Origin of the sequence: Streptomyces sp. NPDC056452, assembly GCF_042796085.1 — a bacterium.
Lineage (GTDB): Bacteria > Actinomycetota > Actinomycetes > Streptomycetales > Streptomycetaceae > Streptomyces.
In genome coordinates, this window is sequence record NZ_JBHTRI010000016.1 from 102,851 (window position 1) to 124,725 (window position 21,875).

Genomic DNA, 21,875 nt, shown 5'->3' on the forward strand with positions numbered 1-21,875 from the left:
TCACAGAAGTCCCACGGCGGTGTCGACCGCGCCCGCCACGTCCCCGTCGGCCGGATAGAGGAGCGACCGCCCGACGACCAGCCCCTGGACGGTCGGCAGTCGCAGCGCCCCGCGCCATTTCTCGTACGCACCGTCCAGGTCTCCCTTGACCTCGCCGCCGAGCAGGACGGCGGGGAGCGTCGAGGTCTCCATCACCCGTGCCATGTCGTCGGGGTTCTCGGTGACGGGGACCTTGAGCCAGGTGTACGCGGAGGTGCCGCCCAGTCCCGAGGCGATGGCGATGGAGGTGGTGACGGCTGCTGCTCCCAGATCGGTGCGGAGCCTGCCTTCGGTGCGGTGGCACAGGAACGGCTCCACGAACACGGGCAGCCGGTGGGCAGCCATCGCGTCGACGGTACGGGCGGCGGTGTGGAGCGTGTCCAGGGAGCCGGGGTCGCCGTAGTCGATTCTCAGCAGCAGCTTGCCCGCGTCGAAGCCGGACCGGGCGAGGTCGACGGGGCGGTGGCCGGTGAAGCGGTCGTCGAGCTCGAAGGCGGCTCCCGCGAGTCCACCGCGGTTCATGGAGCCGATGACGACCCTGTCCTCCAGGGCGCCGAGCAGCAGCAGGTCGTCGAGGACGTCGGCACCGGCGAGGACTCCGTCGACGCCCGGTCGCGAGAGGGCGAGGCAGAGCCGTTCCAGGAGGTCGAAGCGGTTGGCCATGGCGAGTTCGTCCTCGCCGACGGCCAGGGCGCCGCGGGCGGGGTGGTCCGCCGCGATGATCATCAGGCGCCCCGTGGAACCGACCAGGGGGCGTCTGCCCCGTCGCGCGGCTGCCTCGGCGACGGCCTCGGGGTGGTGGGTGCGCAGCCGGACGAGATCGGCGACGGAGGCGGCGGGCGGTGTCATGGGGCGGCTCCGGTGACTCCGGTGGCTCCGGTCTCTGTGGTTGCTCCCGGGGTTCCGGGGGTTCCGGGTGTTCCCGAGGCTCCGGGTGTTCCCGGTTCTCCGGTTGTTCCCGTTCCGGTGACGGCTCCGGCGGCGAGGGCCTGTTCGACCTCGTACGGGAACGGCATCGCGGACGAACAGGCTAGGCGGGACGCGACGATGGCCCCTGCGGCGTTCGCGTAGCGCATGATGCGTTCCGTCTCCCAGCCGGCGAGCAGCCCGTGGCAGAGGGCGCCGCCGAACGCGTCCCCGGCGCCGAGCCCGTTGACGACGTCCACGGGGAGGGGCGGGATCCGGGCGGTGGTGCCGTCGCGGTGGACGGCGAGGACGCCTGCCGGGCCCTGTTTGACGACGGCGAGTTCGACCCCGGCGGCCAGCAGGGCGCGGGCGGCCGCGTGCGGTTCGCGTTCGCCGGTGGCGATCTCGCACTCGTCGAGGTTGCCGACGGCGACCGTGGCGTGGGCGAGGGCTTCGCGGTAGCGGGCGGGGGCGGTCGAGGTGTGTGCGGCCGTCCGGGACCCGTCCCAGAACATGGGCCGCCAGTCGAGGTCGAAGACCGTGGCGCGCGGGGTCCCGTCCGCCCGTGCCGCACCGTCCTTTGCCGTGCGTGCGGCGCCGTCCTCCGCCGTCCGTGCGGCGCTCCGGGCGCGGAGTGCGGTGAGGGTCGCGGTGCGGCTGGGTTCTGCGCACAGCCCGGTGCCGGTCATCCAGAAGACCCGCGCGGCACGCACCGCATCCAGGTCGAGCTCCTCCGCGTGGATCTCCAGGTCGGGCGCCTTGGGCTGCCGGTAGAAGTAGAGCGGGAAGTCGTCGGGCGGGAAGATCTCGCAGAAGGTGACCGGGGTCTGATACTCCTCGACGGGTGTCACCCACCGGTCGTCCACACCGAATTCCCCGAGCGCGTGGTGGAGATAGTCGCCGAAGGCGTCCTTGCCGGTCCTGGTGACCACGGCCGTGCGCCTGCCCAGGCGGGCGGCGGCGACGGCCACATTGGTCGGCGAGCCGCCGAGGAACTTCCCGAAGGTCTCGACCCTGGACAGCGGTACGCCGGTCTGGAGTGGGTAGATGTCCACCCCGATCCGCCCCATGGTGATCACGTCGTACGGCTCAGGCATACGCATCCCTTCGGCTGCCCCCAGGTCTAACCCGCACCCGGGACCCTGTCAACACTTTGTCCGGACATTCGGACGAACTCTTGACACTCCCCCTCCGAGGACTGAATGGTGGGCGATATGACCTCCTCCGTACCGGCTCCGGCTCGCATCCGCATCGGCTCGGCACCCGATTCATGGGGGGTGTGGTTCCCCGACGATCCGCAGCAGGTGCCCTGGGAACGGTTCCTCGACGAGGTCTCCGAAGCGGGCTACGAGTGGATCGAGCTCGGCCCGTACGGCTACCTGCCGACCGATCCGGCCCGACTCACGGACGAGACCGCCCGCCGCGGCCTCACCGTCTCCGCGGGCACCGTCTTCACCGGATTGCATCACGGCCCTGACGTCTGGGACCGGACCTGGGAGCATGTCGCCGGCATCGCGGCACTCACCCGGGCCATGGGCGCCGAACACCTGGTGGTCATCCCGTCGTTCTGGCGGGACGACAAGAGCGGCGAGGTGCTGGAGGACCGCACGCTCACGGCGGCGCAGTGGCGCGATCTCACCACCCAGACGGAGCGGCTGGGCCGCGAGGTGCGGGACCGCTACGGGCTGCGGATCGTCGTGCACCCGCACGCCGACACGCACATCGACAGCGAGGAGAACGTCAACCGCTTCCTCGACGCCACCGACCCCGAACTGGTCTCGCTCTGCCTCGACACCGGGCACTACGCGTACTGCGGCGGGGACAGCGTCAAGCTCATCGAGACCTACGGCGAACGGATCGGCTACCTCCACCTCAAGCAGGTCGATCCGGTGGTCCTCGCCGATGTCGTGGCGAACGAGGTGCCGTTCGGTCCGGCAGTGGCGCGCGGGGTGATGTGCGAGCCCCCGGGCGGGGTACCCGCGCTGGAGCCCGTACTGGAGGCCGCGCGCGCCCTGGGCACCGACCTGTTCGCGATCGTCGAGCAGGACATGTACCCGTGTGCGCCCGACAAGCCGCTCCCCATCGCCCGCCGCACCCGCGAGTTCCTCCGTGGCTGCGGACCCGCGCGGCCCTCCGCCTGACCCCTCCCGCTCTCCCTGGATCCCCCTCCGTCACGGCAGTCACTTCTTCGTCACGTATATCTCCGTTCCGCTGGGTTTGCGTCACAGGCGCGCGACGCCCCCTGCCCAGCCCGCCGGCCCGTCGTTGGGCCGGACAGAGGCTGAGTGGTCGTCAGCGTGCGCACCGGGGCTCCCCCGACGGCCCCCGCCGCCGCCGCGGTGCGCAGTACGGAGGTACAGAGAGGTGTCATTCATGACGGACAGAAGGCTCTGGTCGTACAAGGACATTGCCGCGCACATCCGGGTCCAGCCCGACACCATCCGCTCGTACCGCAAACACGGACTCCTCCCCCCGCCCGACGATGTCCAGCACGGAAAGCCCTACTGGTACGTGGACACGGTTCTCGCCTGGATCGCCTCCCGCCCCAGCAACCGGGGCCGCTGAGGCCTCACTCCTCCCGTGCCGGTTCGATGATCGTCACGCCCGCCCCCGGCGCTCCGCCCATGGCGGCCAGCGCCGCCGGGGCGGCGTCCAGGGAGATGGTGGAGGTCACCAGGAGGTCGGGGCGCAGGGTGCCTGCCCGGACCATGTCCATCATCGGCGGGTAGTCGTGCGCGGCCATGCCGTGGCTGCCGAGGATCTCCAGCTCCAGGCCGATGACCCGCGCCATGGGTACGACCGGGTCCCCGGCGGCCGGCGGCAGCAGCCCGACCTGGACGTGGCGGCCCTGCCGGCGCAGGCTCCGCACCGAAGCGGCACAGGTGACCGGGGAACCCAGGGCGTCGAGCGAGAGATGCGCACCGCCGCCGGTCAGTTCGCGTACCGCCTCGTCCGCGCCGACGGGATACGCGGAGGCGTCCACGCACTCCGCCGCACCGAAGGCCCGCGCCAGTTCGAGGGCGTGCGGCGAGACATCGACGGCCACGACCCTGGCTCCGCACGCCACCGCGATCATCACGGCCGACAGCCCGACCCCGCCGCACCCGTGCACGGCGACCCACTCCCCCGGGGAGACCCGGCCCTGACCGACCACGGCCCGGAACGCCGTGGCGAACCGGCATCCGAGCCCCGCCGCCGTACCCAACGGCATGCCCTCGGGCACGGCGACCAGGTTGACGTCGGCCTGTTCCAGCGCCACGTACTCGGCGAACGATCCCCAGTGGCTGAAGCCCGGCTGGGTCTGCCTCTCGCAGACCTGCTGGGCGCCGGCCGCGCAGGCGGAGCAGTGGCCGCAGGCGCAGACGAAGGGAACGGTGACCCGGTCGCCGGGGCGCCAGTTGTGCACACCTGAGCCCACCGCCTCGACCACCCCGGCCAGTTCGTGGCCGGGGACATGGGGCAGGACGATGTCCGGGTCATGGCCCATCCAGCCGTGCCAGTCGCTCCGGCACAGCCCGGTGGCCCCGACCCGGACCACGACTCCTCCGACGGAAGGCGCGGGATCCGGGAGGTCCTGGACACGGGCCTCCTGTCCGAACTCCTCGAACACCACTGCCCGCATCGGCCCCGCCCTTCGCTCGTGCCCCACCTGCTGGGTCCGGCGAATCTACGCTTCGGCCGTGACCTTGTCCCGCTCCTCGTCCCCCGCCCGGGATGTCCCGGGTATCTCCTCGGCGGCAAGGTCCTCGACGGGCATCTGCGCGGGCTCCCCTTCGCTCAGCCCGAACCTCCGGTGGAAGGCGCGCAGCGGCGCGGGGGCCCACCAGGTGACCCGGCCCATCAGCTTCATGACCGCGGGCACCAGGAGGCTGCGCACCACCATGGCGTCCATCAGCACGGCCAGTGCGATACCGAGCCCGAGCATCTTGGTGTTGGTCACCCGCGAGGTGCCGATGGCCACCATCACCACCGCCAGGATCACTGCGGCGGCGGTGATCAGCCCGCCCGTGTGCCGCAGTCCGAACGTCACCGAGTGTTCGTGGTCGCCGGTGCGGTCGTACTCCTCCTTGATCCGGGAGAGCAGGAACACGCCGTAGTCCATGGAGAGGCCGAAGGCGACGCAGAACATCAGCACGGGCAGGGTCGTCTCTATGTCACCGGTGCTGGTGAAGGAGAGCAGCCCGGACAGATTCCCGTCCTGGAAGACCCAGACCACCGCTCCGAACATCGCGGTCAGGCTCAGGGCGTTGAGCACCACCGCCTGGATCGGTATCAGCACGCTGCCGGTGAGCAGGAAGACCAGCAGCAGGGTCACCACGACGATGATCCCCACCGCCCAGGGCAGCCGGTCGGCGATGGCGTCCTTGGAGTCGACCAGGACAGCTGCCGTGCCGGTCACCGAGGTCTCGAACGGTGCGGGCTCGGCCCGGAGATCCTGGACGAGCTGCTGGGCGCCCTGCCCGACGGACTCCCCGTCGGGCAGCACGGCGAAGTACGCGGAGCCGTCTCCCGTGACCGGGCCGTCCACCCGCTGCACTCCGGGGAGCGCGGCGATCCTGGTGCGGAAGTCGGCGTACTGGGCGGGCGTCGCCGCGCCTTCGGCGAGCAGTTCGAGGCCGCCGCCCGGACTGCCGGGGAAGCCGTCCCGTATGTGCTCCTGGACGACGCGGGACTCGGCGCTCGCGGGCAGCTGGCGGTCGTCCGCCGTACCGAACTTCACCCCGAGGAACGGCAGCCCCAGGAGTACGAGCCCGACCGTGGTGACGACGGCGAAGACCGGTGCTCTGCGCATCACCAGCAGCGCGAAGCGTGCCCATCCCGTGCCCGAGCCGTCGGACACACCGCTCGCCCCCTCTGCCGCGTCCGCCCCGGCCTGCTTGCCCCTGGCGCGGCGCCGCAGGAGCCGGCGAAGGTCCAGCGAGTTGACCCGGGGCCCGAGCAGCATCAGCGCGGCAGGCAGCAGGATCAGGGCCGCGGCTGCCGCGAGCAGCACCACGGCGATGCCCGCATAGGCGAAGGAACGCAGGAAGTACTGCGGGAAGACCATCATCGCCGCCAGCGACACCGCCACCGTCAGGGCGGAGAAGAGCACCGTGCGTCCCGCTGTGCGCAGTGTGGTGCCGATGGCCGTACGGGTGTCCGCCCCTGCGGCCAGCTCCTCGCGGAACCGGCGCACGATGAACAGGGCATAGTCGATGGCGAGTCCGAGGCCGAGAGCCGTGGTGAGGTTCTGGGCGAACACCGAGACGTCGGTGAACTCGGTGATGCCCCGCAGCACAGCGTTCGTTCCCAGGATCGCGACGATTCCGACAGCGAGCGGCAGCAGGGCCGCGATCGCGCTGCCGAAGACCATGACCAGCAGCACCAGCGTCACCGGCAGGGCGATGAGCTCGGCCCGCAGCAGGTCGTCCTGGATGATCGTCTGCATTTCGTGCCGTACGGCGACGGGACCGCCGACGGAGACCTCCACCGGGCCGTGCTCACCCCGGAAAGCGGGCGCTATGCGGTCGAGGATCTCGCCGGCGGCCTTCTCGTCACCCTCGATCCGCGCGGCGACGATCGCTTCGTGGCCGTCCTCGGAGCGCAGGGCGGGGGACGCGCTCCGCCAGTACGAGCCGACGCCGGTGATCCCCTTCTCGGCGGCCAGCCGCTCGGTGAGCCGGGCGGCCTCCGCGGCCACCGCGGGATCGTCGACAGAGGCACTGCCGCTGTCGACGAGCAGCAGCAGATTGGGCTGCGAAGCGGGGAACTCGCGCTCCAGTACCTGGGTCGTGTAGGTCGACTCGGCGTCCGGGTCCTCCCAGCCGCCGCTGCCCATCCGGTCGGCCACACCGCTTCCCGCGAACACGGCGAGCGCCGTGATGACCAGGGCGGCCAGCAGCGCCAGCCGTGGCCGTGCGGTGACGAAGCGGGTCCAGCCCCCGACACGCTCCGGGCTGTTGACTTCGGACATGGTGCGGTGTCCCCTTCACCCAGACCCGGGCAGCACGAGGCAGCATGGGTCAGTCGTTGCCACTTACACTGGCAAACACGAGTCAGCGCTCGCGTTTCCCAAGAATGCGAGCGAGTGCTCGTGTTTGTCAACCGCGTCTTGAAAGCTGGGGATTGACCGTGTCGGAGGCCAGGGCCGGAGAGGCCACCTCACCCGCGCAGAGCGACAAGGAAGCCGGAGTCGCACGGCCGCGCCGCCGCCAGGCACGCGGAGAGGCCCGCATCGCCCAGCTGCTCGATGCCGCCGCGAGCGTCTTCTGCACCAGCGGCTACTACGGGGCCAGCACCAACGCCATCGCCCGCGAGGCCGGCGTCTCGCCCGGCACGCTCTACCAGTTCTTCCCCAACAAGGAGGCCATCGCCGTCGAGCTCGGCGACCGGCTCATGCACCGCTGGCGGGAGACGTACGGCGCCGCGTTCGTCCCCAGCCACATGGAGCTCCCCCTCGACCGGATGCTGGACGCGATCCTCGACCCGCTGATCGCCTTCAACTGCGAGAACCCGGCCTTCGCCGTCCTCACCCACGGCTCCGAGATCCCCGGCGTGATCACCCAGGAGCACGACATCCTGCACGCCACGATGACCACCAGGGTCGAGCAGCTCATCGGCGCCTACCTGCCGGAGCTCCAGGCCGACCAGGTCACCCGTATCGCCGCCATGTCCTTCATCCTCTTCAAGTCCGGACTTGACCTGATCATGTCCCACGAGGGAGACGAACGGGAGGCGTACATCGGGGAGTTGAAGACGGTGATGTACCGCTACCTGGATCCACTGGTCTGCGAGGGGCCCACAGGGGTGGCGCCGCAGGAATTTGATACCCCCTAGGGGTATAGTCTGGATGGGTGGGGCGAACCGGCCTTCCGGTGTCCCCTCACGCCACGTCCATGTGTGCTCGCGAAGAGGAGAACGTCATGACCGCCGAGACCGAGATCCCCCGGACCGCCGGCTCCTGCTGCTCGTCCACCGGTTCCTGCCACGACGGGGCGGCCGACGTCCAGGTGGGCGGCGTCACCACCGTGTACGAGGTGAAGGGCATGACCTGCGGTCACTGCGAAGGAGCCGTCTCCGAGGAGATCTCCGGGATCGAGGGGGTCAGCTCGGTGAAGGCCGAGGCCTCCACCGGCCGGGTGACCATCGCCTCCAGGGCCCCGCTGACCGAGGACGCGGTGCGCGCCGCCGTCGACGAGGCGGGCTACGAGCTCGTGGGCCTGGCCTGAGCGATCCGGGGCCCGAGCGGCCTGCGGCATCCTTGGAACAGGTCCTCCACCGGACCGCACCACGCACCGATTTCCCTCGGGCCGATTCCCTCACCAGATGCGGCAGATACTGGTAGGGAGCGGCCCGACCTGCTTTACCCAGGAGTCCGGACATGGCGAGCACCACAGCAGCCGCGGCGCCGGCCGCGGAGACCTCCGAGGCCGAGCTCACGATCGGCGGGATGACCTGCGCCTCCTGCGCGGCCCGCGTCGAGAAGAAGCTCAACCGGATGGACGGTGTCACCGCCACGGTCAACTACGCGACGGAGAAGGCCCGCGTTACCTTCGGCGCCGGAACCGCGCTCGACGACCTCGTCGCCACGGTCGAGAAGACGGGCTACACGGCGCAGCCCGTACCCCGCCCGGCCCCCGAGCCGCCTCCCGCACCTCCGGCCGCCCCCGGCTCCCGGGGCGGGGAACACGCGCAGGACGACGAACACGCGCGGGACGGGGAAGCCTCGCCCGACGGGGAGACGACAGCAGCCGCGCAGGGCCCGGCAGCAGGGGCGCCGGACCGGGAGGACGAAAGCTCCCAGGACGCGGCCGACCGTACGGCCGCCGAAGCTCTCGCCGCGCTCCGCCGGCGCCTGCTGGTCTCGGCGACGCTCGCCGTACCGGTCGTCCTGATGGCCATGGTTCCCGCGCTCCAGTTCGACAACTGGCAGTGGCTCTCCCTCACCCTCGCCGCCCCGGTCGTCGTCTGGGGCGGGCTGCCCTTCCACCGCGCCACCTGGACCAACCTCCGGCACGGTGCCGCGACGATGGACACCCTGGTGTCGGTGGGCACCCTCGCGGCGTTCGGCTGGTCGCTGTGGGCGCTGTTCTTCGGCGACGCGGGCATGCCGGACATGCGGCACGGGTTCGACGCCACCGTCTCCCGCTCCGACCCCGCCTCCACGATCTACCTGGAGGTGGCGTCCGGAGTCATCGGGTTCATCCTGCTGGGGCGCTACCTGGAGGCACGGTCCAAGCGCGCTGCGGGTTCCGCCCTGCGTGCACTGATGCACCTGGGCGCGAAGGACGTGACGGTCCTGCGCGGAGGTACGGAGGTACGCGTCCCGGTCGGCCGGCTCGCCGTGGGCGACCGCTTCGTCGTCCGCCCCGGAGAGAAGATCGCCACGGACGGCACCGTCGTCGAAGGCTTCTCCGCCGTCGACGCCTCCATGCTCACCGGTGAGTCGGTACCGGTGGACACCGCCACGGGCGACTCCGTGGCCGGGGCCACGCTGAATGTGTCCGGACGGCTCGTGGTCGAAGCCACCCGCGTCGGCGCGGACACCCAGCTGGCCCGGATCGCCAGGCTCGTCGAGGACGCCCAGAACGGCAAGGCGGCGGCCCAGCGCCTCGCCGACCGGATCTCGGCAGTCTTCGTCCCGGTCGTCCTGCTGATCGCCCTGGGCACCCTCGTCGCCTGGCTGCTCGCCACCGACGACATCACCGCGTCGTTCACCGCGGCCGTCGCCGTCCTCATCATCGCCTGCCCCTGCGCCCTGGGGCTCGCCACGCCCACCGCCCTCATGGTCGGCACCGGGCGCGGCGCCCAGCTCGGCATCCTCATCAAGGGCCCCGAGGTGCTGGAGACGACCCGTCGCGTCGACACGATCGTCCTCGACAAGACCGGCACCGTCACCACCGGCCGGATGACCCTCGGGCGCGTCCACACCGCGGCAGGCACGACCGAGGCCGACGTCCTCCGCCTTGCGGGCGCGCTCGAACACGCCTCCGAACACCCCATCGCGCAGGCCATCGCCGCCGGAGCGGCCGAACGCACCGAGGCCCCCCTCCCCTCCCCCGAGTCCTTCACCGGCATCCCCGGCCTCGGGGCACGCGGCACCGTCGAAGGACACCAGGTGCTGGCGGGCCGCCCGAGGCTGCTCGCCGACGCCGGGATCGCACTCACACAGCCGCTGGCCGACGCCATGGCGGACGCCGCGAGCCAGGGCCGTACGGCAGTGGCCGTCGCCTGGGACGGCGAGGCGCGGGGCGTGCTGGAGGTCGCCGACGCGGTGAAGGAGAGCAGTGCCGCGGCCGTCGCGGAGCTGCGCGCCCTGGGGCTCCGGCCGATTCTGCTGACCGGTGACAACCGTGCCGTCGCGGACGCCGTGGCACGCGCGGTCGGGATCGACGAGGTCCATGCGGAGGTCATGCCGCAGGACAAGGTGGAGGTCGTCCGGCGCCTCCAGGCGGAGGGGCGTTCCGTCGCCATGGTCGGTGACGGGGTCAACGACGCCGCCGCGCTCGCCGTGGCCGATCTGGGTCTGTCGATGGGTACCGGGACGGATGCGGCGATCGAGGCGGGCGACCTCACACTCGTTCGTGGAGATATTAAGGTGGCCGCTGACGCCATCCGGCTGTCACGGCGTACGCTGTCGACCATCAGAAGCAACCTCGTCTGGGCCTTCGGCTACAACGTTGCCGCGCTGCCTCTGGCTGCGTTCGGGCTGCTCAGCCCCATGATCGCGGGTGCGGCAATGGCGTTTTCGTCGGTCTTCGTCGTGACGAACAGTCTGCGGTTGCGCTCCTTCACGTAATTTCCACAAAGAGACTTAGATCACACCGATTCGAGGGTAACCATCTGATGGGTTGGTGAGTCTAAGAGTGCGATGCCAAGGATGTCTTGGGGGACGTCCGATGGAGTGTCTTGGGGGACGCTCCTGGCAAGCGTTGGCCGGGGCACGTGCACCGGGGAGCTTTGAGCGGCCCTCCCGTTCGTACGTACCCCGGCAGACCGCACTGCAGGACCGAACTGAATACGCACCACCGGCAGAACAACGGGAGCCTCGGCTCCCTGCAGACGCCCGGCCGGATCCCGTGGGGGGAATCCGCTCCGGGATATGGGAAGCGCCCTGTCCGTCGACCCGTGGGGGGATCGGCGGCAGGGCGTTTCTCGCACCCGGACGGCCTCGCGGCGCCGTCGCAAGGGCCCCGGAACGCCGAAACGCCCCGGACACCGCGCTCTGATCAGCGAGCGCGGCACGCGGGGCGAAGGCAGTCGGCCGATGCGGCCGGGTACTGCAGCAGGTGCGGGAGCCGGATTCAGCGACTCTCGACCGGGACGAAGTCGCGCAGGACCTCGCCGGTGTAGATCTGGCGCGGGCGGCCGATACGGGATCCCGGCTCCTTGATCATCTCGTGCCACTGGGCGATCCAGCCGGGGAGCCGGCCGATCGCGAAGAGCACGGTGAACATCTCGCTCGGGAAGCCCATGGCCCGGTAGATCAGACCCGTGTAGAAGTCCACGTTGGGGTAGAGGTTGCGCGAGACGAAGTACTCGTCGGAGAGCGCGTGCTCCTCCAGCTTGAGCGCGATGTCGAGCAGCTCGTCGGACTTGCCGAGCGAGGAGAGCACGTCGTGCGCCGCGGCCTTGATGATCGTGGCGCGGGGGTCGAAGGACTTGTAGACGCGGTGGCCGAAGCCCATCAGCCGGACGCCGTCCTCCTTGTTCTTCACCTTGCGGATGAAGGAGTCGACGTCGCCGCCGTTGGCCTGGATGCCCTCGAGCATCTCCAGCACCGACTGGTTGGCGCCACCGTGCAGCGGGCCCCACAGGGCCGAGATGCCGGCGGAGATCGAGGCGAACATGTTCGCCTGCGAGGAGCCGACCAGACGCACGGTGGAGGTCGAACAGTTCTGCTCGTGGTCCGCGTGCAGGATGAGCAGCTTCTCCAGCGCCGAGACGACGACCGGGTCCGGCACGTACTCCTGGGCGGGGACCGAGAAGGTCATGCGCAGGAAGTTCTCGACGTAGCCGAGGTCGTTGCGCGGGTAGACGAACGGGTGACCGATCGACTTCTTGTACGCGTACGCCGCGATCGTCGGGAGCTTGGCCAGCAGCCGGATCGTCGAGAGGTGGCGCTGCTCCTCGTCGAACGGGTTGTGGCTGTCCTGGTAGAACGTGGACAGCGCGCTGACGACCGAGGACAGCATGGCCATCGGGTGGGCGTCGCGCGGGAAGCCGTCGAAGAACCGCTTGACGTCCTCGTGCAGCAGCGTGTGCTGGGTGATCTCGTTCTTGAAGTCCGACAGCTCGTCGACCTTCGGAAGCTCACCGTTGATCAGCGTGTAGGCGACCTCGATGAACGTCGAGCTCTCCGCGAGCTGCTCGATCGGGTATCCGCGGTACCGCAGAATGCCCTGCTCGCCGTCGAGGTAGGTGATGGCGGATTTATACGCGGCCGTATTGCCGTATCCGCTGTCCAGCGTGACCAGGCCCGTATTGGCCCGGAGCTTCCCGATGTCGAAGCCCTTGTCGCCGACGGTGCTGTCGATCACCGGGTAGGTGTACTCGTCATCGCCGTACCGCAGTACTACAGAGTTGTCGCTCACGTCATCCCTCACCGACGTAGTGCCTCTTCTTCGAGGTGCCCTGACTGTCTCCACCCTCCCCCATTTGGCTCAGGAGAGTGCACTCGGGGTCGTCCATTGGACCTACTGACGGCACTGAGTGCCGCCAACTTACTCATCCTGCCCCCTGGAAACCGGTTCCGGAAGGCCTCCGTGATGTTTCCCACCGTTTTGATCGATCATTTTTCCGCGAAGTCTGCGACGGGTACCCCGCGGAGCCGGAAATCCAGCCCCGTACAGCGCCTGCCTGCGGAAACCGTGCGGACCGCCTGGCCGATGGCCTTGCGTGAACCGACCAGTACGACAAGCTTCTTGGCCCGTGTCACCGCCGTGTACAGCAGATTCCTCTGCAGCATCATCCAGGCACTGGTGGTCACGGGGATGACGACCGCCGGGTACTCGCTGCCCTGGGAGCGGTGGATCGTCATCGCGTAGGCGTGGGCGAGCTCGTCGAGCTCATCGAAATCGTACGGAATCTCCTCGTCCTCGTCCGTGAGGACCGTCAGCTTCTGCTCGTCGACGTCGAGGGCGGTGACGACGCCGACCGTGCCGTTGAAGACGCCGTTCTCCCCCTTGTCGTAGTTGTTGCGGATCTGGGTGACCTTGTCGCCGACCCGGAAGACCCGGCCGCCGAACCGCTTCTCGGGCAGATCGGGGCGGCCGGGGGTGATGGCCTGCTGGAGCAGCCCGTTGAGATGGCCCGCACCCGCGGGGCCGCGGTGCATCGGGGCGAGAACCTGCACGTCACGGCGGGGGTTCAGACCGAACTTGGCGGGGATGCGGCGGGCCGCAACGTCCACGGCCAGCACTCCGGCGTCCTCCGTCTCGTCCTCAACGAAGAGGAAGAAGTCGCTCAGCCCCTCGGTCAGCGGGGGCACTCCCGAATTGATCCGGTGGGCGTTGGTGACGACGCCGGACTGCTGGGCCTGGCGGAAGATCGTGGTCAGGCGGACAGCCGGCACCGGGCCGCCCTCGGCGAGCAGATCCCGCAGCACCTCCCCCGCGCCGACCGAGGGCAGCTGGTCGACATCGCCCACCAGCAGGAGATGGGCACCGGGTGCCACCGCCTTCACGAGTTTGTTGGCCAGCAGCAGATCGAGCATCGAGGCCTCGTCGACGACGACCAGGTCGGCGTCCAGCGGCCGGTCGCGGTCGTACGCGGCGTCCCCGCCAGGCTTCAGCTCCAGCAGCCGGTGCACGGTGGACGCCTCGGCGCCCGTCAGCTCCGAGAGCCGCTTCGCCGCCCGCCCGGTGGGTGCGGCCAGCACCACCTTCGCGTTCTTGGCGCGGGCCAGCTCGACGACCGACCGGACCGTGAACGACTTGCCGCAGCCGGGACCGCCGGTGAGGACGGCCACCTTCCGGCTGAGCGCGAGCCGCACGGCCGCCTCCTGCTCGGGTGCCAGAGTGGCCCCCGTGCGCTGCGCGAGCCAGGCCAGCGCCTTCTCCCAGTCCACGTCCTGGAAGGCCGGCATCCGGTCCTCCGGCGTACGCAGCAGGCGCTGCACCTGGGCGGCGAGGGAGATCTCGGCACGGTGGAAGGGCACCAGGTACACGGCGGTGACGGGCACCCCGTCCTCGGGGCCCGGCACCTTCTCCCGTACGACGCCCTCCGGGTCCTCGGCGAGCTCGGCCAGGCAGTCGATGACGAGCCCCGTGTCCACCTGGAGGAGCTTCACCCCGTCCGCGATGAGCCGCTCCTCGGGCAGGAAGCAGTGCCCCTGGTCCGTGGACTGCGACAGCGCGTACTGGAGCCCGGCCTTGACCCGCTCCGGGCTGTCGTGCGGAATGCCGACGGCCTGGGCGATGCGGTCGGCGGTGAGGAACCCGATGCCCCAGACGTCGGCGGCCAGCCGGTAGGGCTGGTTCTTCACGACGGAGATCGAGGCGTCCCCGTACTTCTTGTAGATACGGACGGCGATGGAGGTCGAGACGCCCACGGTCTGGAGGAAGACCATGACCTCCTTGATCGCCTTCTGTTCCTCCCAGGCCGCGGCGATCATCTTCGTCCGCTTCGGGCCGAGGCCGGGCACCTCGACGAGCCTCTTGGGCTGCTGCTCGATGATGTCCAGGGTGTCGACGCCGAAGTGCGTGGTGATGCGGTCGGCCATGACCGGTCCGATGCCCTTGATCAGGCCGGAGCCGAGGTAGCGGCGGATGCCCTGGATCGTGGCGGGGAGGATCGTCGTGTAGTTCTCGACGGTGAACTGTTTCCCGAACTGCGGATGGGAGCCCCAACGGCCCTCCATGCGCAGTGATTCGCCGGGCTGCGCACCGAGCAGCGAACCGACGACGGTGAGCAGGTCGTTGGCTCCGCGCCCGGTGTCGACGCGCGCGACCGTGTACCCGTTCTCCTCGTTGGCGTACGTGATCCTCTCCAGGACACCTTCGAGGACAGCCATGTTGGACATACGACGACGTTACCGGTCGGCGCCGACAGCCGGACGGGGCCGGTCGCACTCCTCCGGGCGGCCGGAGGAGGGATGACCGTTCGGCGGACCACGCCCGGTGGCCGATGATGTGCGCATGGCACTGACCGACACACTGGCGCGCGCGGACGCCGACCTCGCCGCCGGACGCATACCCATGGCCCGCACCCGGCTTCGCGGGCTCGTCCAGGCCTACCCCGCGAGTGCTGAGGTGCGCCGGCGGCTGGCGGAGATCTACCGGCTGTACGGCGAACCGGAGCAGGCGGGACGGTGGATGTACCTGGAGGAGGACCGCGATCCGGTCGAGACGGCCGCCTTCGAGGACCGGTACGTCCTGCCTGCCCGGCGCATGCGCGCACTGGCCTGGCGGGGGCATGAGTCGCTGGCCGGATCCGCTTTCGCCGAAGCGCAGTTGACCGCTGTCCGTGTCGCCTGCGCGGAGTCGCTGGGCCGTGCCGTCGACTGGGACACCTTCACCGGCGAGGAGGAGGAGCCGGACACGGGCGGCGTGCGCCGTGTCGCGGGGTGTGCGGGGACGTTCCTCCTCGTGGCCGCCTTCGTGGCGATCTGGGTGAACGGGCTGATCGACCTCTTCGACTGAGCCCGGCACGGCCGGCACGGCATCAGGAATTGTTCGAGAAACACCTCCGGGCGCCCCGCCCAGTGCCCCGTCCAGGCCCTCGGGCGGACCGCTCGGAGCGCTCCCGCCCTTCCCGTACCCCTGCCGCCCGGCCCTCTTGCGAAAGGCGCGCTGCGGCCCGCGTGGGCTGGCCGCAAAGCGGCTTTGACCTGGGGTGATGCCACAACTCCGCCTAGAATTGGGGCCTCGGGAAGGGGGTCCGGATGGACCGGAACATACGCTCGGTGGAAGACGTACTGAAGCTCATGGACAGCCTGTTCGCGCCAGAGGCCGACCGGTGGACCGGCGGGGCGGGCGCATGGTGGGACGGGTTCTACGCGGACCGGTCGAAGCCCGTGCCGTTCTTCGTGGCGAAGCCGGACGAGAGCCTCGTCTCGTACCTCGACCGGGGCCTGATCGCTCCGGGCCGCGCGCTCGACCTCGGCTGCGGGCCGGGGCGCAACGCGCTGCACCTCGCTTCGCGGGGCTTCGAGGTGGACGCGGTCGATCTGTCGCCCGAGGCCATCGCCTGGGCCGGGGAGCGGGCCCGCGAGGCCGGGGCGGACATCCGCTTCCACTGCGGAGACGCCTTTGCCGAGGACGCGCCGGCCGGGCCGTACGACCTCGTCCACGACTCCGGCTGCTTCCACCACCTGCCGCCCCACCGCCGCGTCAGCTACCTCGCGTTCGTGGATCGTGTCCTCGCCCCCGGCGGGCACCTGTCCCTCACCTGCTTCGCCTCGGGTGCGATGGGCTCCGAGCTGCCGGACGCGGACTTCTACCGCGAGGCGGGACTCCAGGGCGGGCTCGCCTACACGCCGGAGTCGCTGCGCTGGATCTTCTCCGAACTGACGGAGGTCGAGCTGCGCCGGATGCGGGACGAACCGGCCGACTCCCCTTGTTTCGGGGAGGAGTTCCTCTGGGCGGGGCTGTTCAGGAAAGCCGGCTAGACCGGCCGGCGTTCCGGAGAAGCGGAATGGGGCCCGGCCACCAGGCCGGACCCCCCTCGCTTTCCCCCTCCGTCGGGTCTTCCCGATCCCCCCGGACCCCTCCCCGGAAGTCCCGACGCTGAGTACGACCGGGGAAGGTGCGTAAAGGTTGCACGCCTTGACGTTCTCTTTACCAAGGTTCGCCGGACACGCTCTCAGCAGGCATGTTCCAGGTAGCGGGACGCGACCTCGGCCAGTACCTCGGCGCCGTCACGCGCCCACAGGTCCTCGTTGAAGATCTCGACCTCGATCGGGCCGTCGAAGCCGGTGGCCTCTACCTGCCGGCGCATGGCCCTGAAGTCCACGCACCCGTCGCCCAGTTGGCCCCGGCCCACCAGGACGCCCGCCGGAAGCGGAGTGATCCAGTCGGCCAGCTGGAAGGAGTGGATCCGGCCGCCCGCGCCCGCCCGGGCGATCTGTGCGGGAGCCTGGTCGTCCCACCAGATGTGGTACGCGTCGACGACCACGCCGACCTGCTCGGCCGGAAAGCGCTCCGCGAGGTCGAGGGCCTGGGACAGGGTGGAGACGACGCAGCGGTCCGAGGCGAACATCGGGTGCAGCGGCTCGATCGCCAGACGTACGCCCCGCTCCTGCGCGTACGGGCCCAACTCGCCCAGCGCGTCGGCGATCCGCTCCCGGGCGGCGTACAGGTCCTTCTCTCCGGACGGGAGCCCGCCGGAGACCAGGACCAGGGTGTCGGTGGACAGGGCCGCGGCCTCGTCGACCGCCGCCCGGTTGTCGTCCAGGGCGCGGGCCTGCTCGGCGGGGTCGACCGCGGTGAGGAAGCCGCCCCGGCAGAGGCTGGTGACGGTGAGGCCCGCGTCCTTCACCAGCTGTGCGGCGCGCTCGACTCCGTACTCCTGCACGGGGGCCCGCCACAGGCCGACCTGTCCGATGCCCGCCTTGACGCAGCCCTCGGTGAGCTCGGGCAGGGACCACTGCTTGATGGTCTCCTGGTTGATGGAGAGGCGGGAAAGGGCGGTGCTCATCGTGCTCCTCCGTGGACGGCCAGCAAGGCGCGCATCCGGGTTTCGGCCAGCTCCGGGTCGGGGAACAGGCCGAGGCGGTCGGCGAGTTCGTACGCCGTCGCCAGGTGCGGCAGCGAGCGTGCGGACTGCAGGCCGCCGACCATCGTGAAGTGGTCCTGGTGGCCCGCCAGCCAGGCGAGGAAGACCACGCCCGTCTTGTAGTAGCGGGTCGGGGCCTCGAAGAGGTGGCGGGACAGCTCGACCGTCGGGTCGAGGAGGGCGCGGAAGCCCTCGACGTCCCCGGTGTCCAGGACCCGTACCGCATGGGCGGCCAGAGGGCCCAGCGGGTCGAAGATTCCGAGCAGCGCGTGGCTGAAGCCCCGGTCGTCGCCGGCGATCAGCTCGGGGTAGTTGAAGTCGTCGCCGGTGTAGCAGCGCACCCCACCGGGGAGTCGGCGCCGGACGTCGATCTCGCGCTCGGCGTCCAGGAGCGAGATCTTGATGCCGTCGACCTTGTCCGGGTGTTCGGCGATGACCTTCAGGAAGGTGTCCGTGGCCGCGTCGAGGTCCGGGGAGCCCCAGTAGCCCTCCAGCGCGGGGTCGAACATCGGGCCCAGCCAGTGCAGGACGACCGGTTCCGTGGCCTGGCGCAGGAGATGGGCGTACGTCTCCAGGTAGTCCTCGGGGCCCTTCGCCGCGGCGGTGAGGGCGCGGGAGGCCATCAGGATGGCCTGGGCGCCGCTCTCCTCGACGAGGGCCAGTTGCTCCTCGTAGGCCGCACGCACCTCTGCGAGCGTCGCGGGGCCGGTGAGCTGGTCGGTGCCGACGCCGCAGGCGATCCTGCCGCCGACCGACTTCGCCTCGGCGGAGGACCGGCGGATCAGTTCCGCGGCGCCCGCCCAGTCCAGGCCCATGCCGCGCTGCGCGGTGTCCATCGCTTCGGCGACGCCCAGGCCGTGCGACCAGAGGTGGCGGCGGAAGGCGAGGGTGGCGTCCCAGTCGACGACGGCGGGAGCGTCCGGGCTGACGTCGGCGTACGGGTCGGCGACGACGTGGGCGGCCGAGAAGACCGTACGGGAGGCGAGCGCCGCGCCGCCCGGTGCGAGGTCGAGCGGGGTGGTGCGCGGCTCGTACGGGCCCTGCGGGAGGTGGATGGTCACAGGTTCAGCTCCGGCACGTCGAAGCGGCGGCCCTCGGCGGACGACTTGAGGCCGAGCTCGGCGAGCTGGACACCGCGGGCACCGGCCATCAGGTCCCAGGTGTAGGGCTCGTCGAGGACGATGTGGCGCAGGAAGAGCTCCCACTGGGCCTTGAAGCCGTTGTCGAAGACGGCGTTGTCGGGGACTTCCTGCCACTGGTCGCGGAACGGCTCGGTGACCGGGAGGTCGGGGTTCCAGACCGGCTTCGGGGTGGCCGAGCGGTGCTGGACGCGGCAGTTGCGCAGTCCGGCGACGGCGGAGCCGTGGGTGCCGTCGACCTGGAACTCGACGAGCTCGTCGCGGTTGACGCGGACCGTCCAGGAGGAGTTGATCTGGGCGACGGCGCCGCTCGCCAGCTGGAAGGTGCCGTACGCGGCGTCGTCGGCGGTGGCGGCGTAGGGCTTGCCCTGCTCGTCCCAGCGCTGCGGAATGTGTGTCTGCACATGCGCGGATACGCTCGTGACCTGGCCGAACAGCTCGTGCAGGACGTACTCCCAGTGCGGGAACATGTCGACGACGATGCCGCCGCCGTCCTCCGCGCGGTAGTTCCAGGACGGCCGCTGGGCCTCCTGCCAGTCGCCTTCGAACACCCAGTAGCCGAACTCGCCGCGCACGGAGAGGATCTCGCCGAAGAAGCCGCCGTCGATGAGGCGCTTCAGCTTCAGCAGGCCCGGCAGGAAGATCTTGTCCTGGACGACGCCGTGCTTGATTCCGGCGTCGCGGGCGAGGCGAGCCAGGTCCAGGGCGCCCTCGACATCCGTGGCGGTGGGCTTCTCGGTGTAGATGTGCTTGCCCGCGGCGATCGCCTTCTTGATCGCCTCGACGCGGGCCGAGGTGACCTGGGCGTCGAAGTAGATGTCGATCGATTCGTCGGCGAGTACCGCGTCCAGATCGGTCGACCACTCGGTCAGGCCGTGCTGTGCGGCGAGTGCCTCCAGCGCGTGGGCGCGGCGGCCGACGAGGACGGGCTCGGGCCACAGCACCTCGCCGTCGCCGAGGTCGAGGCCGCCCTGCTCGCGGATCGCGAGGATCGAGCGCACCAGGTGCTGCCGGTATCCCATGCGACCCGTGACGCCGTTCATGGCGATGCGCACTGTCCTGCGTGTCACGAAGTTCCCTCCATAAAGCCGTAGCAAGCGCTTTCTATTTGGTATGACGCTAGCCTGCCGACAGCGGCCCGGACAAGAGGGGCCGCGCCACAACTCCTCGGAGGAGAGCGATGACAGTCACCCTGGCGGACGTGGCGGCTCGCGCCCGGGTGTCCCCGGCCACCGTGTCCCGCGTGCTGAACGGCAACTACCCGGTGGCCGCGTCCACCCGGGAGCGGGTCCTGCGTGCGGTCGACGACCTCGACTACGTACTGAACGGCCCCGCCAGTTCGCTCGCCGCCTCGACGTCCGACCTGGTCGGGATCCTGGTCAACGACATCGCCGACCCCTTCTTCGGGATCATGGCGGGGGCCGCGCAGACCGAGATCGGCGGACCCGGCGACGGATCGGGCCGCGGGGGCGGCGAGAAGCTCGCCGTCGTCTGCAACACCGGCGGCTCCCCCGAGCGTGAACTCACCTACCTGACCCTGCTCCAGCGCCAGCGCGCCGCAGCGGTCGTCCTGACCGGTGGCGCCCTGGAGGACCCGGCCCACCAGGCCGCGATGGCCGTCAAGCTGGCGAAGCTCGCGGACGCCGGTACCCGCATCGTGTTCTGCGGGCGGCCGCCGCTGCCGGACACCGACGCGGTCGTGGCCTCACTCGCCTTCGACAACCGGGGCGGCGGCCGGAGGCTCACCGAGCACCTCGTCTCCCTCGGCCACCGGCGCATCGGGTACGTCGCGGGGCCCCTGGAGCGCACCACCACACGGCACCGCCTGGAGGGCCACCGCGAGGCGATGAAGGCGGCGGGGCTGTACGGGGACGAGGAGCGGCTCACCGTCCACGGCCCGTACGACCGCCGGTCCGGCTACGAAGCCACGCTCGAACTCCTGCGCAGGGAACCGGATGTGACGGCCGTCGTCGCCGCCAACGACACCGTGGCACTGGGTGCCGGTGCGGCGATCCGGGACCGCGGGCTCCGCATCCCCGAGGACGTCTCGGTGGCGGGCTTCGACGACCTGCCGTTCTCGGTGGACGCGGTACCGGCACTGACGACCGTACGGCTGCCGCTGTTCGAGGCCGGGGCACGTGCGGGCCGGCTGGCGATGGGCAAGGAGAAGCCGCCGGCCGGGGGCATAGCGACGATTTCGGCGGAGCTGATGGTCCGCGGCTCGACGGCGCCGCCGCGGGTGGGGTGAGGATTCCCTCGCGGAAACGGGGGTACCGATCAGCCCGGCATCGACGGAAGGACTACATCGTGAAGCTCGCTTTTTCGACCCTCGGGGTGCCGGGGCTGCCCGTGGCCGAGGTGGTACGGCTCGCCGCCGGGCACGGGTACCAGGGCGTGGAGCTGCGCACCCACCCCGAGGAGCCCGTGCACACGGGGCTCACGCCGCTCGAACGGGCCTCCGTGGTCGAGGAGTTCAAGAACGGCGGGGTCGAGATCCTGACCCTCGCCGGGTACGTACGGATCGCCGCCGAGGGTGACGACGAGCCGGTGCTGGCCGAGCTCGCCGGGCTGGTGGAGCTGGCCCGCGACCTCGGGGCGGCGAACGTCCGCGTGTTCCCCGGCGGCGGCGGCCAGGATCCCGCCGAGTCCGACGCGACCGCCGCCCGGCGGCTGGGCGCCGCGGCTCCGCACGCCGCCGACATGGGCGTACGGATCCTGCTGGAGACACACGACTCGCACCGCGCCGGGGCCGACGTGGCCCGCGTGGTGGGGACCGTCGGGCACGGGCAGATCGGCGCGATCTGGGACATCATGCACACCTGGCTGGCGGGCGAGGAGCCCGTGGCCAGCCATGCGGTGCTCGCCCCGCACCTGGGATACGTACAGGTGAAGGACATCGCGTCGGCCGAGGACACCGCGCCCCTGGCCCTCGGGGACGGCGTGCTGCCGTTGCGGGCCTGCCTGGACACGCTGGATGCCGACAGCTGGGTCTGCTGGGAGTACGAGAAGCGCTGGCACCCCGGCGCACCGGAGCTGCCGGGGATGCTGACCGCGGCGCGGGAGTACCTGCTGCGGCTGGGCGCACCGAAGCAGTAG

General features: G+C 70.6%; 18 protein-coding genes. 9 read left to right on the forward strand and 9 right to left on the reverse strand.

The window, feature by feature from the left end; genetic code table 11:
* On the reverse strand, positions 1-888 hold the full coding sequence (locus ACFQ6X_RS17905) for a deoxyribose-phosphate aldolase (RefSeq protein ID WP_383182478.1): 888 nt from the start codon (positions 886-888) through the stop codon (positions 1-3).
* Positions 885-2,042, reverse strand: a complete 1,158-nt coding sequence (iolC, locus tag ACFQ6X_RS17910) for a 5-dehydro-2-deoxygluconokinase (protein ID WP_383182480.1) — start codon at positions 2,040-2,042, stop codon at positions 885-887. The genes ACFQ6X_RS17905 and iolC overlap by 4 nt, the downstream gene beginning before the upstream one ends.
* Positions 2,043-2,159: 117 nt before the next feature.
* Between iolC and ACFQ6X_RS17915 the strand changes: the two genes are divergently transcribed.
* Positions 2,160-3,086 carry a sugar phosphate isomerase/epimerase family protein gene (locus ACFQ6X_RS17915; protein ID WP_383182482.1) on the forward strand — a complete coding sequence of 309 codons (927 nt, stop codon included), beginning with the start codon at positions 2,160-2,162 and terminating at the stop codon, positions 3,084-3,086.
* Positions 3,087-3,318: 232 nt separating this feature from the next.
* Complete coding sequence (locus ACFQ6X_RS17920) at positions 3,319-3,510, forward strand: MerR family transcriptional regulator (protein WP_351171406.1); 192 nt, start codon at positions 3,319-3,321, stop codon at positions 3,508-3,510.
* A gap of 4 nt (positions 3,511-3,514) precedes the next feature.
* On the opposite strand, the gene ACFQ6X_RS17925 is transcribed toward ACFQ6X_RS17920, so the two are convergent.
* Together ACFQ6X_RS17925 and ACFQ6X_RS17930 are read right to left on the reverse strand one after the other, a co-directional pair.
* On the reverse strand, positions 3,515-4,567 hold the full coding sequence (locus ACFQ6X_RS17925; RefSeq protein WP_383182484.1) for a zinc-dependent alcohol dehydrogenase family protein: 1,053 nt from the start codon (positions 4,565-4,567) through the stop codon (positions 3,515-3,517).
* Between the two features lie 45 nt (positions 4,568-4,612).
* Entirely contained in the window at positions 4,613-6,898 is a 2,286-nt protein-coding gene (locus ACFQ6X_RS17930; RefSeq protein WP_383182486.1) for an MMPL family transporter, read from the reverse strand.
* A gap of 152 nt (positions 6,899-7,050) precedes the next feature.
* On the opposite strand from ACFQ6X_RS17930, the gene ACFQ6X_RS17935 reads away from it, so the two are divergent.
* The 3 genes from ACFQ6X_RS17935 to ACFQ6X_RS17945 all read left to right on the forward strand — a co-directional run bounded on the left by ACFQ6X_RS17935 (position 7,051) and on the right by ACFQ6X_RS17945 (position 10,723).
* A complete protein-coding gene (locus ACFQ6X_RS17935; RefSeq protein WP_383182488.1) occupies positions 7,051-7,761 on the forward strand; it encodes a TetR family transcriptional regulator in 711 nt (236 codons plus the stop codon).
* 86 nt (positions 7,762-7,847) lie between these two features.
* Positions 7,848-8,153: a heavy-metal-associated domain-containing protein gene (locus ACFQ6X_RS17940; protein ID WP_383182490.1), complete on the forward strand. Its 306-nt coding sequence runs from the start codon at positions 7,848-7,850 to the stop codon at positions 8,151-8,153.
* Between the two features lie 152 nt (positions 8,154-8,305).
* Positions 8,306-10,723 carry a heavy metal translocating P-type ATPase gene (locus ACFQ6X_RS17945; protein ID WP_383182492.1) on the forward strand — a complete coding sequence of 806 codons (2,418 nt, stop codon included), beginning with the start codon at positions 8,306-8,308 and terminating at the stop codon, positions 10,721-10,723.
* Between the two features lie 505 nt (positions 10,724-11,228).
* On the opposite strand, the gene ACFQ6X_RS17950 is transcribed toward ACFQ6X_RS17945, so the two are convergent.
* Together ACFQ6X_RS17950 and ACFQ6X_RS17955 are read right to left on the reverse strand one after the other, a co-directional pair.
* On the reverse strand, positions 11,229-12,518 hold the full coding sequence (locus tag ACFQ6X_RS17950; RefSeq protein ID WP_329210916.1) for a citrate synthase: 1,290 nt from the start codon (positions 12,516-12,518) through the stop codon (positions 11,229-11,231).
* Between the two features lie 197 nt (positions 12,519-12,715).
* Positions 12,716-14,947 (reverse strand): ATP-dependent RecD-like DNA helicase, encoded by a 2,232-nt coding sequence (locus tag ACFQ6X_RS17955; RefSeq protein WP_329210914.1) that lies wholly within the window; start codon positions 14,945-14,947, stop codon positions 12,716-12,718.
* Between the two features lie 115 nt (positions 14,948-15,062).
* Between ACFQ6X_RS17955 and ACFQ6X_RS17960 the strand changes: the two genes are divergently transcribed.
* Both ACFQ6X_RS17960 and ACFQ6X_RS17965 read left to right on the forward strand, forming a co-directional pair.
* Complete coding sequence (locus ACFQ6X_RS17960) at positions 15,063-15,566, forward strand: DUF6584 family protein (RefSeq protein ID WP_383182494.1); 504 nt, start codon at positions 15,063-15,065, stop codon at positions 15,564-15,566.
* 242 nt (positions 15,567-15,808) lie between these two features.
* Positions 15,809-16,534 (forward strand): class I SAM-dependent methyltransferase, encoded by a 726-nt coding sequence (locus ACFQ6X_RS17965; protein ID WP_383182496.1) that lies wholly within the window; start codon positions 15,809-15,811, stop codon positions 16,532-16,534.
* 194 nt (positions 16,535-16,728) lie between these two features.
* On the opposite strand, the gene ACFQ6X_RS17970 is transcribed toward ACFQ6X_RS17965, so the two are convergent.
* From ACFQ6X_RS17970 to ACFQ6X_RS17980, 3 genes are read right to left on the reverse strand one after another with little or no spacing between them, the layout of a single operon-like run.
* A complete protein-coding gene (locus ACFQ6X_RS17970; RefSeq protein ID WP_329210908.1) occupies positions 16,729-17,562 on the reverse strand; it encodes a sugar phosphate isomerase/epimerase family protein in 834 nt (277 codons plus the stop codon).
* A complete protein-coding gene (locus tag ACFQ6X_RS17975; RefSeq protein WP_383182498.1) occupies positions 17,559-18,701 on the reverse strand; it encodes a dihydrodipicolinate synthase family protein in 1,143 nt (380 codons plus the stop codon). The genes ACFQ6X_RS17970 and ACFQ6X_RS17975 overlap by 4 nt, the downstream gene beginning before the upstream one ends.
* Entirely contained in the window at positions 18,698-19,849 is a 1,152-nt protein-coding gene (locus tag ACFQ6X_RS17980) for a Gfo/Idh/MocA family protein (protein WP_383182500.1), read from the reverse strand. The genes ACFQ6X_RS17975 and ACFQ6X_RS17980 overlap by 4 nt, the downstream gene beginning before the upstream one ends.
* A 110-nt stretch (positions 19,850-19,959) precedes the next feature.
* On the opposite strand from ACFQ6X_RS17980, the gene ACFQ6X_RS17985 reads away from it, so the two are divergent.
* On the forward strand, positions 19,960-21,027 hold the full coding sequence (locus ACFQ6X_RS17985; RefSeq protein ID WP_383182502.1) for a LacI family DNA-binding transcriptional regulator: 1,068 nt from the start codon (positions 19,960-19,962) through the stop codon (positions 21,025-21,027).
* 59 nt (positions 21,028-21,086) lie between these two features.
* Positions 21,087-21,875: a sugar phosphate isomerase/epimerase family protein gene (locus ACFQ6X_RS17990; protein ID WP_383182504.1), complete on the forward strand. Its 789-nt coding sequence runs from the start codon at positions 21,087-21,089 to the stop codon at positions 21,873-21,875.

Excerpts from the sequence above, each read along its gene's own strand:
- ACFQ6X_RS17905 (WP_383182478.1), bottom strand. The coding sequence starts at position 888 with ATGACACCGCCCGCCGCCTCCGTCGCCGATCTCGTCCGGCTGCGCACC.
- ACFQ6X_RS17925 (WP_383182484.1), bottom strand. The coding sequence starts at position 4,567 with ATGCGGGCAGTGGTGTTCGAGGAGTTCGGACAGGAGGCCCGTGTCCAG.
- ACFQ6X_RS17915 (WP_383182482.1), top strand. The coding sequence starts at position 2,160 with ATGACCTCCTCCGTACCGGCTCCGGCTCGCATCCGCATCGGCTCGGCA.
- ACFQ6X_RS17920 (WP_351171406.1), top strand. The coding sequence starts at position 3,319 with ATGACGGACAGAAGGCTCTGGTCGTACAAGGACATTGCCGCGCACATC.
- ACFQ6X_RS17960 (WP_383182494.1), top strand. The coding sequence starts at position 15,063 with ATGGCACTGACCGACACACTGGCGCGCGCGGACGCCGACCTCGCCGCC.
- ACFQ6X_RS17940 (WP_383182490.1), top strand. The coding sequence starts at position 7,848 with ATGACCGCCGAGACCGAGATCCCCCGGACCGCCGGCTCCTGCTGCTCG.
- ACFQ6X_RS17965 (WP_383182496.1), top strand. The coding sequence starts at position 15,809 with ATGGACCGGAACATACGCTCGGTGGAAGACGTACTGAAGCTCATGGAC.
- ACFQ6X_RS17955 (WP_329210914.1), bottom strand. The coding sequence starts at position 14,947 with ATGTCCAACATGGCTGTCCTCGAAGGTGTCCTGGAGAGGATCACGTAC.
- ACFQ6X_RS17945 (WP_383182492.1), top strand. The coding sequence starts at position 8,306 with ATGGCGAGCACCACAGCAGCCGCGGCGCCGGCCGCGGAGACCTCCGAG.
- ACFQ6X_RS17970 (WP_329210908.1), bottom strand. The coding sequence starts at position 17,562 with ATGAGCACCGCCCTTTCCCGCCTCTCCATCAACCAGGAGACCATCAAG.
- ACFQ6X_RS17985 (WP_383182502.1), top strand. The coding sequence starts at position 19,960 with ATGACAGTCACCCTGGCGGACGTGGCGGCTCGCGCCCGGGTGTCCCCG.
- iolC (WP_383182480.1), bottom strand. The coding sequence starts at position 2,042 with ATGCCTGAGCCGTACGACGTGATCACCATGGGGCGGATCGGGGTGGAC.
- ACFQ6X_RS17930 (WP_383182486.1), bottom strand. The coding sequence starts at position 6,898 with ATGTCCGAAGTCAACAGCCCGGAGCGTGTCGGGGGCTGGACCCGCTTC.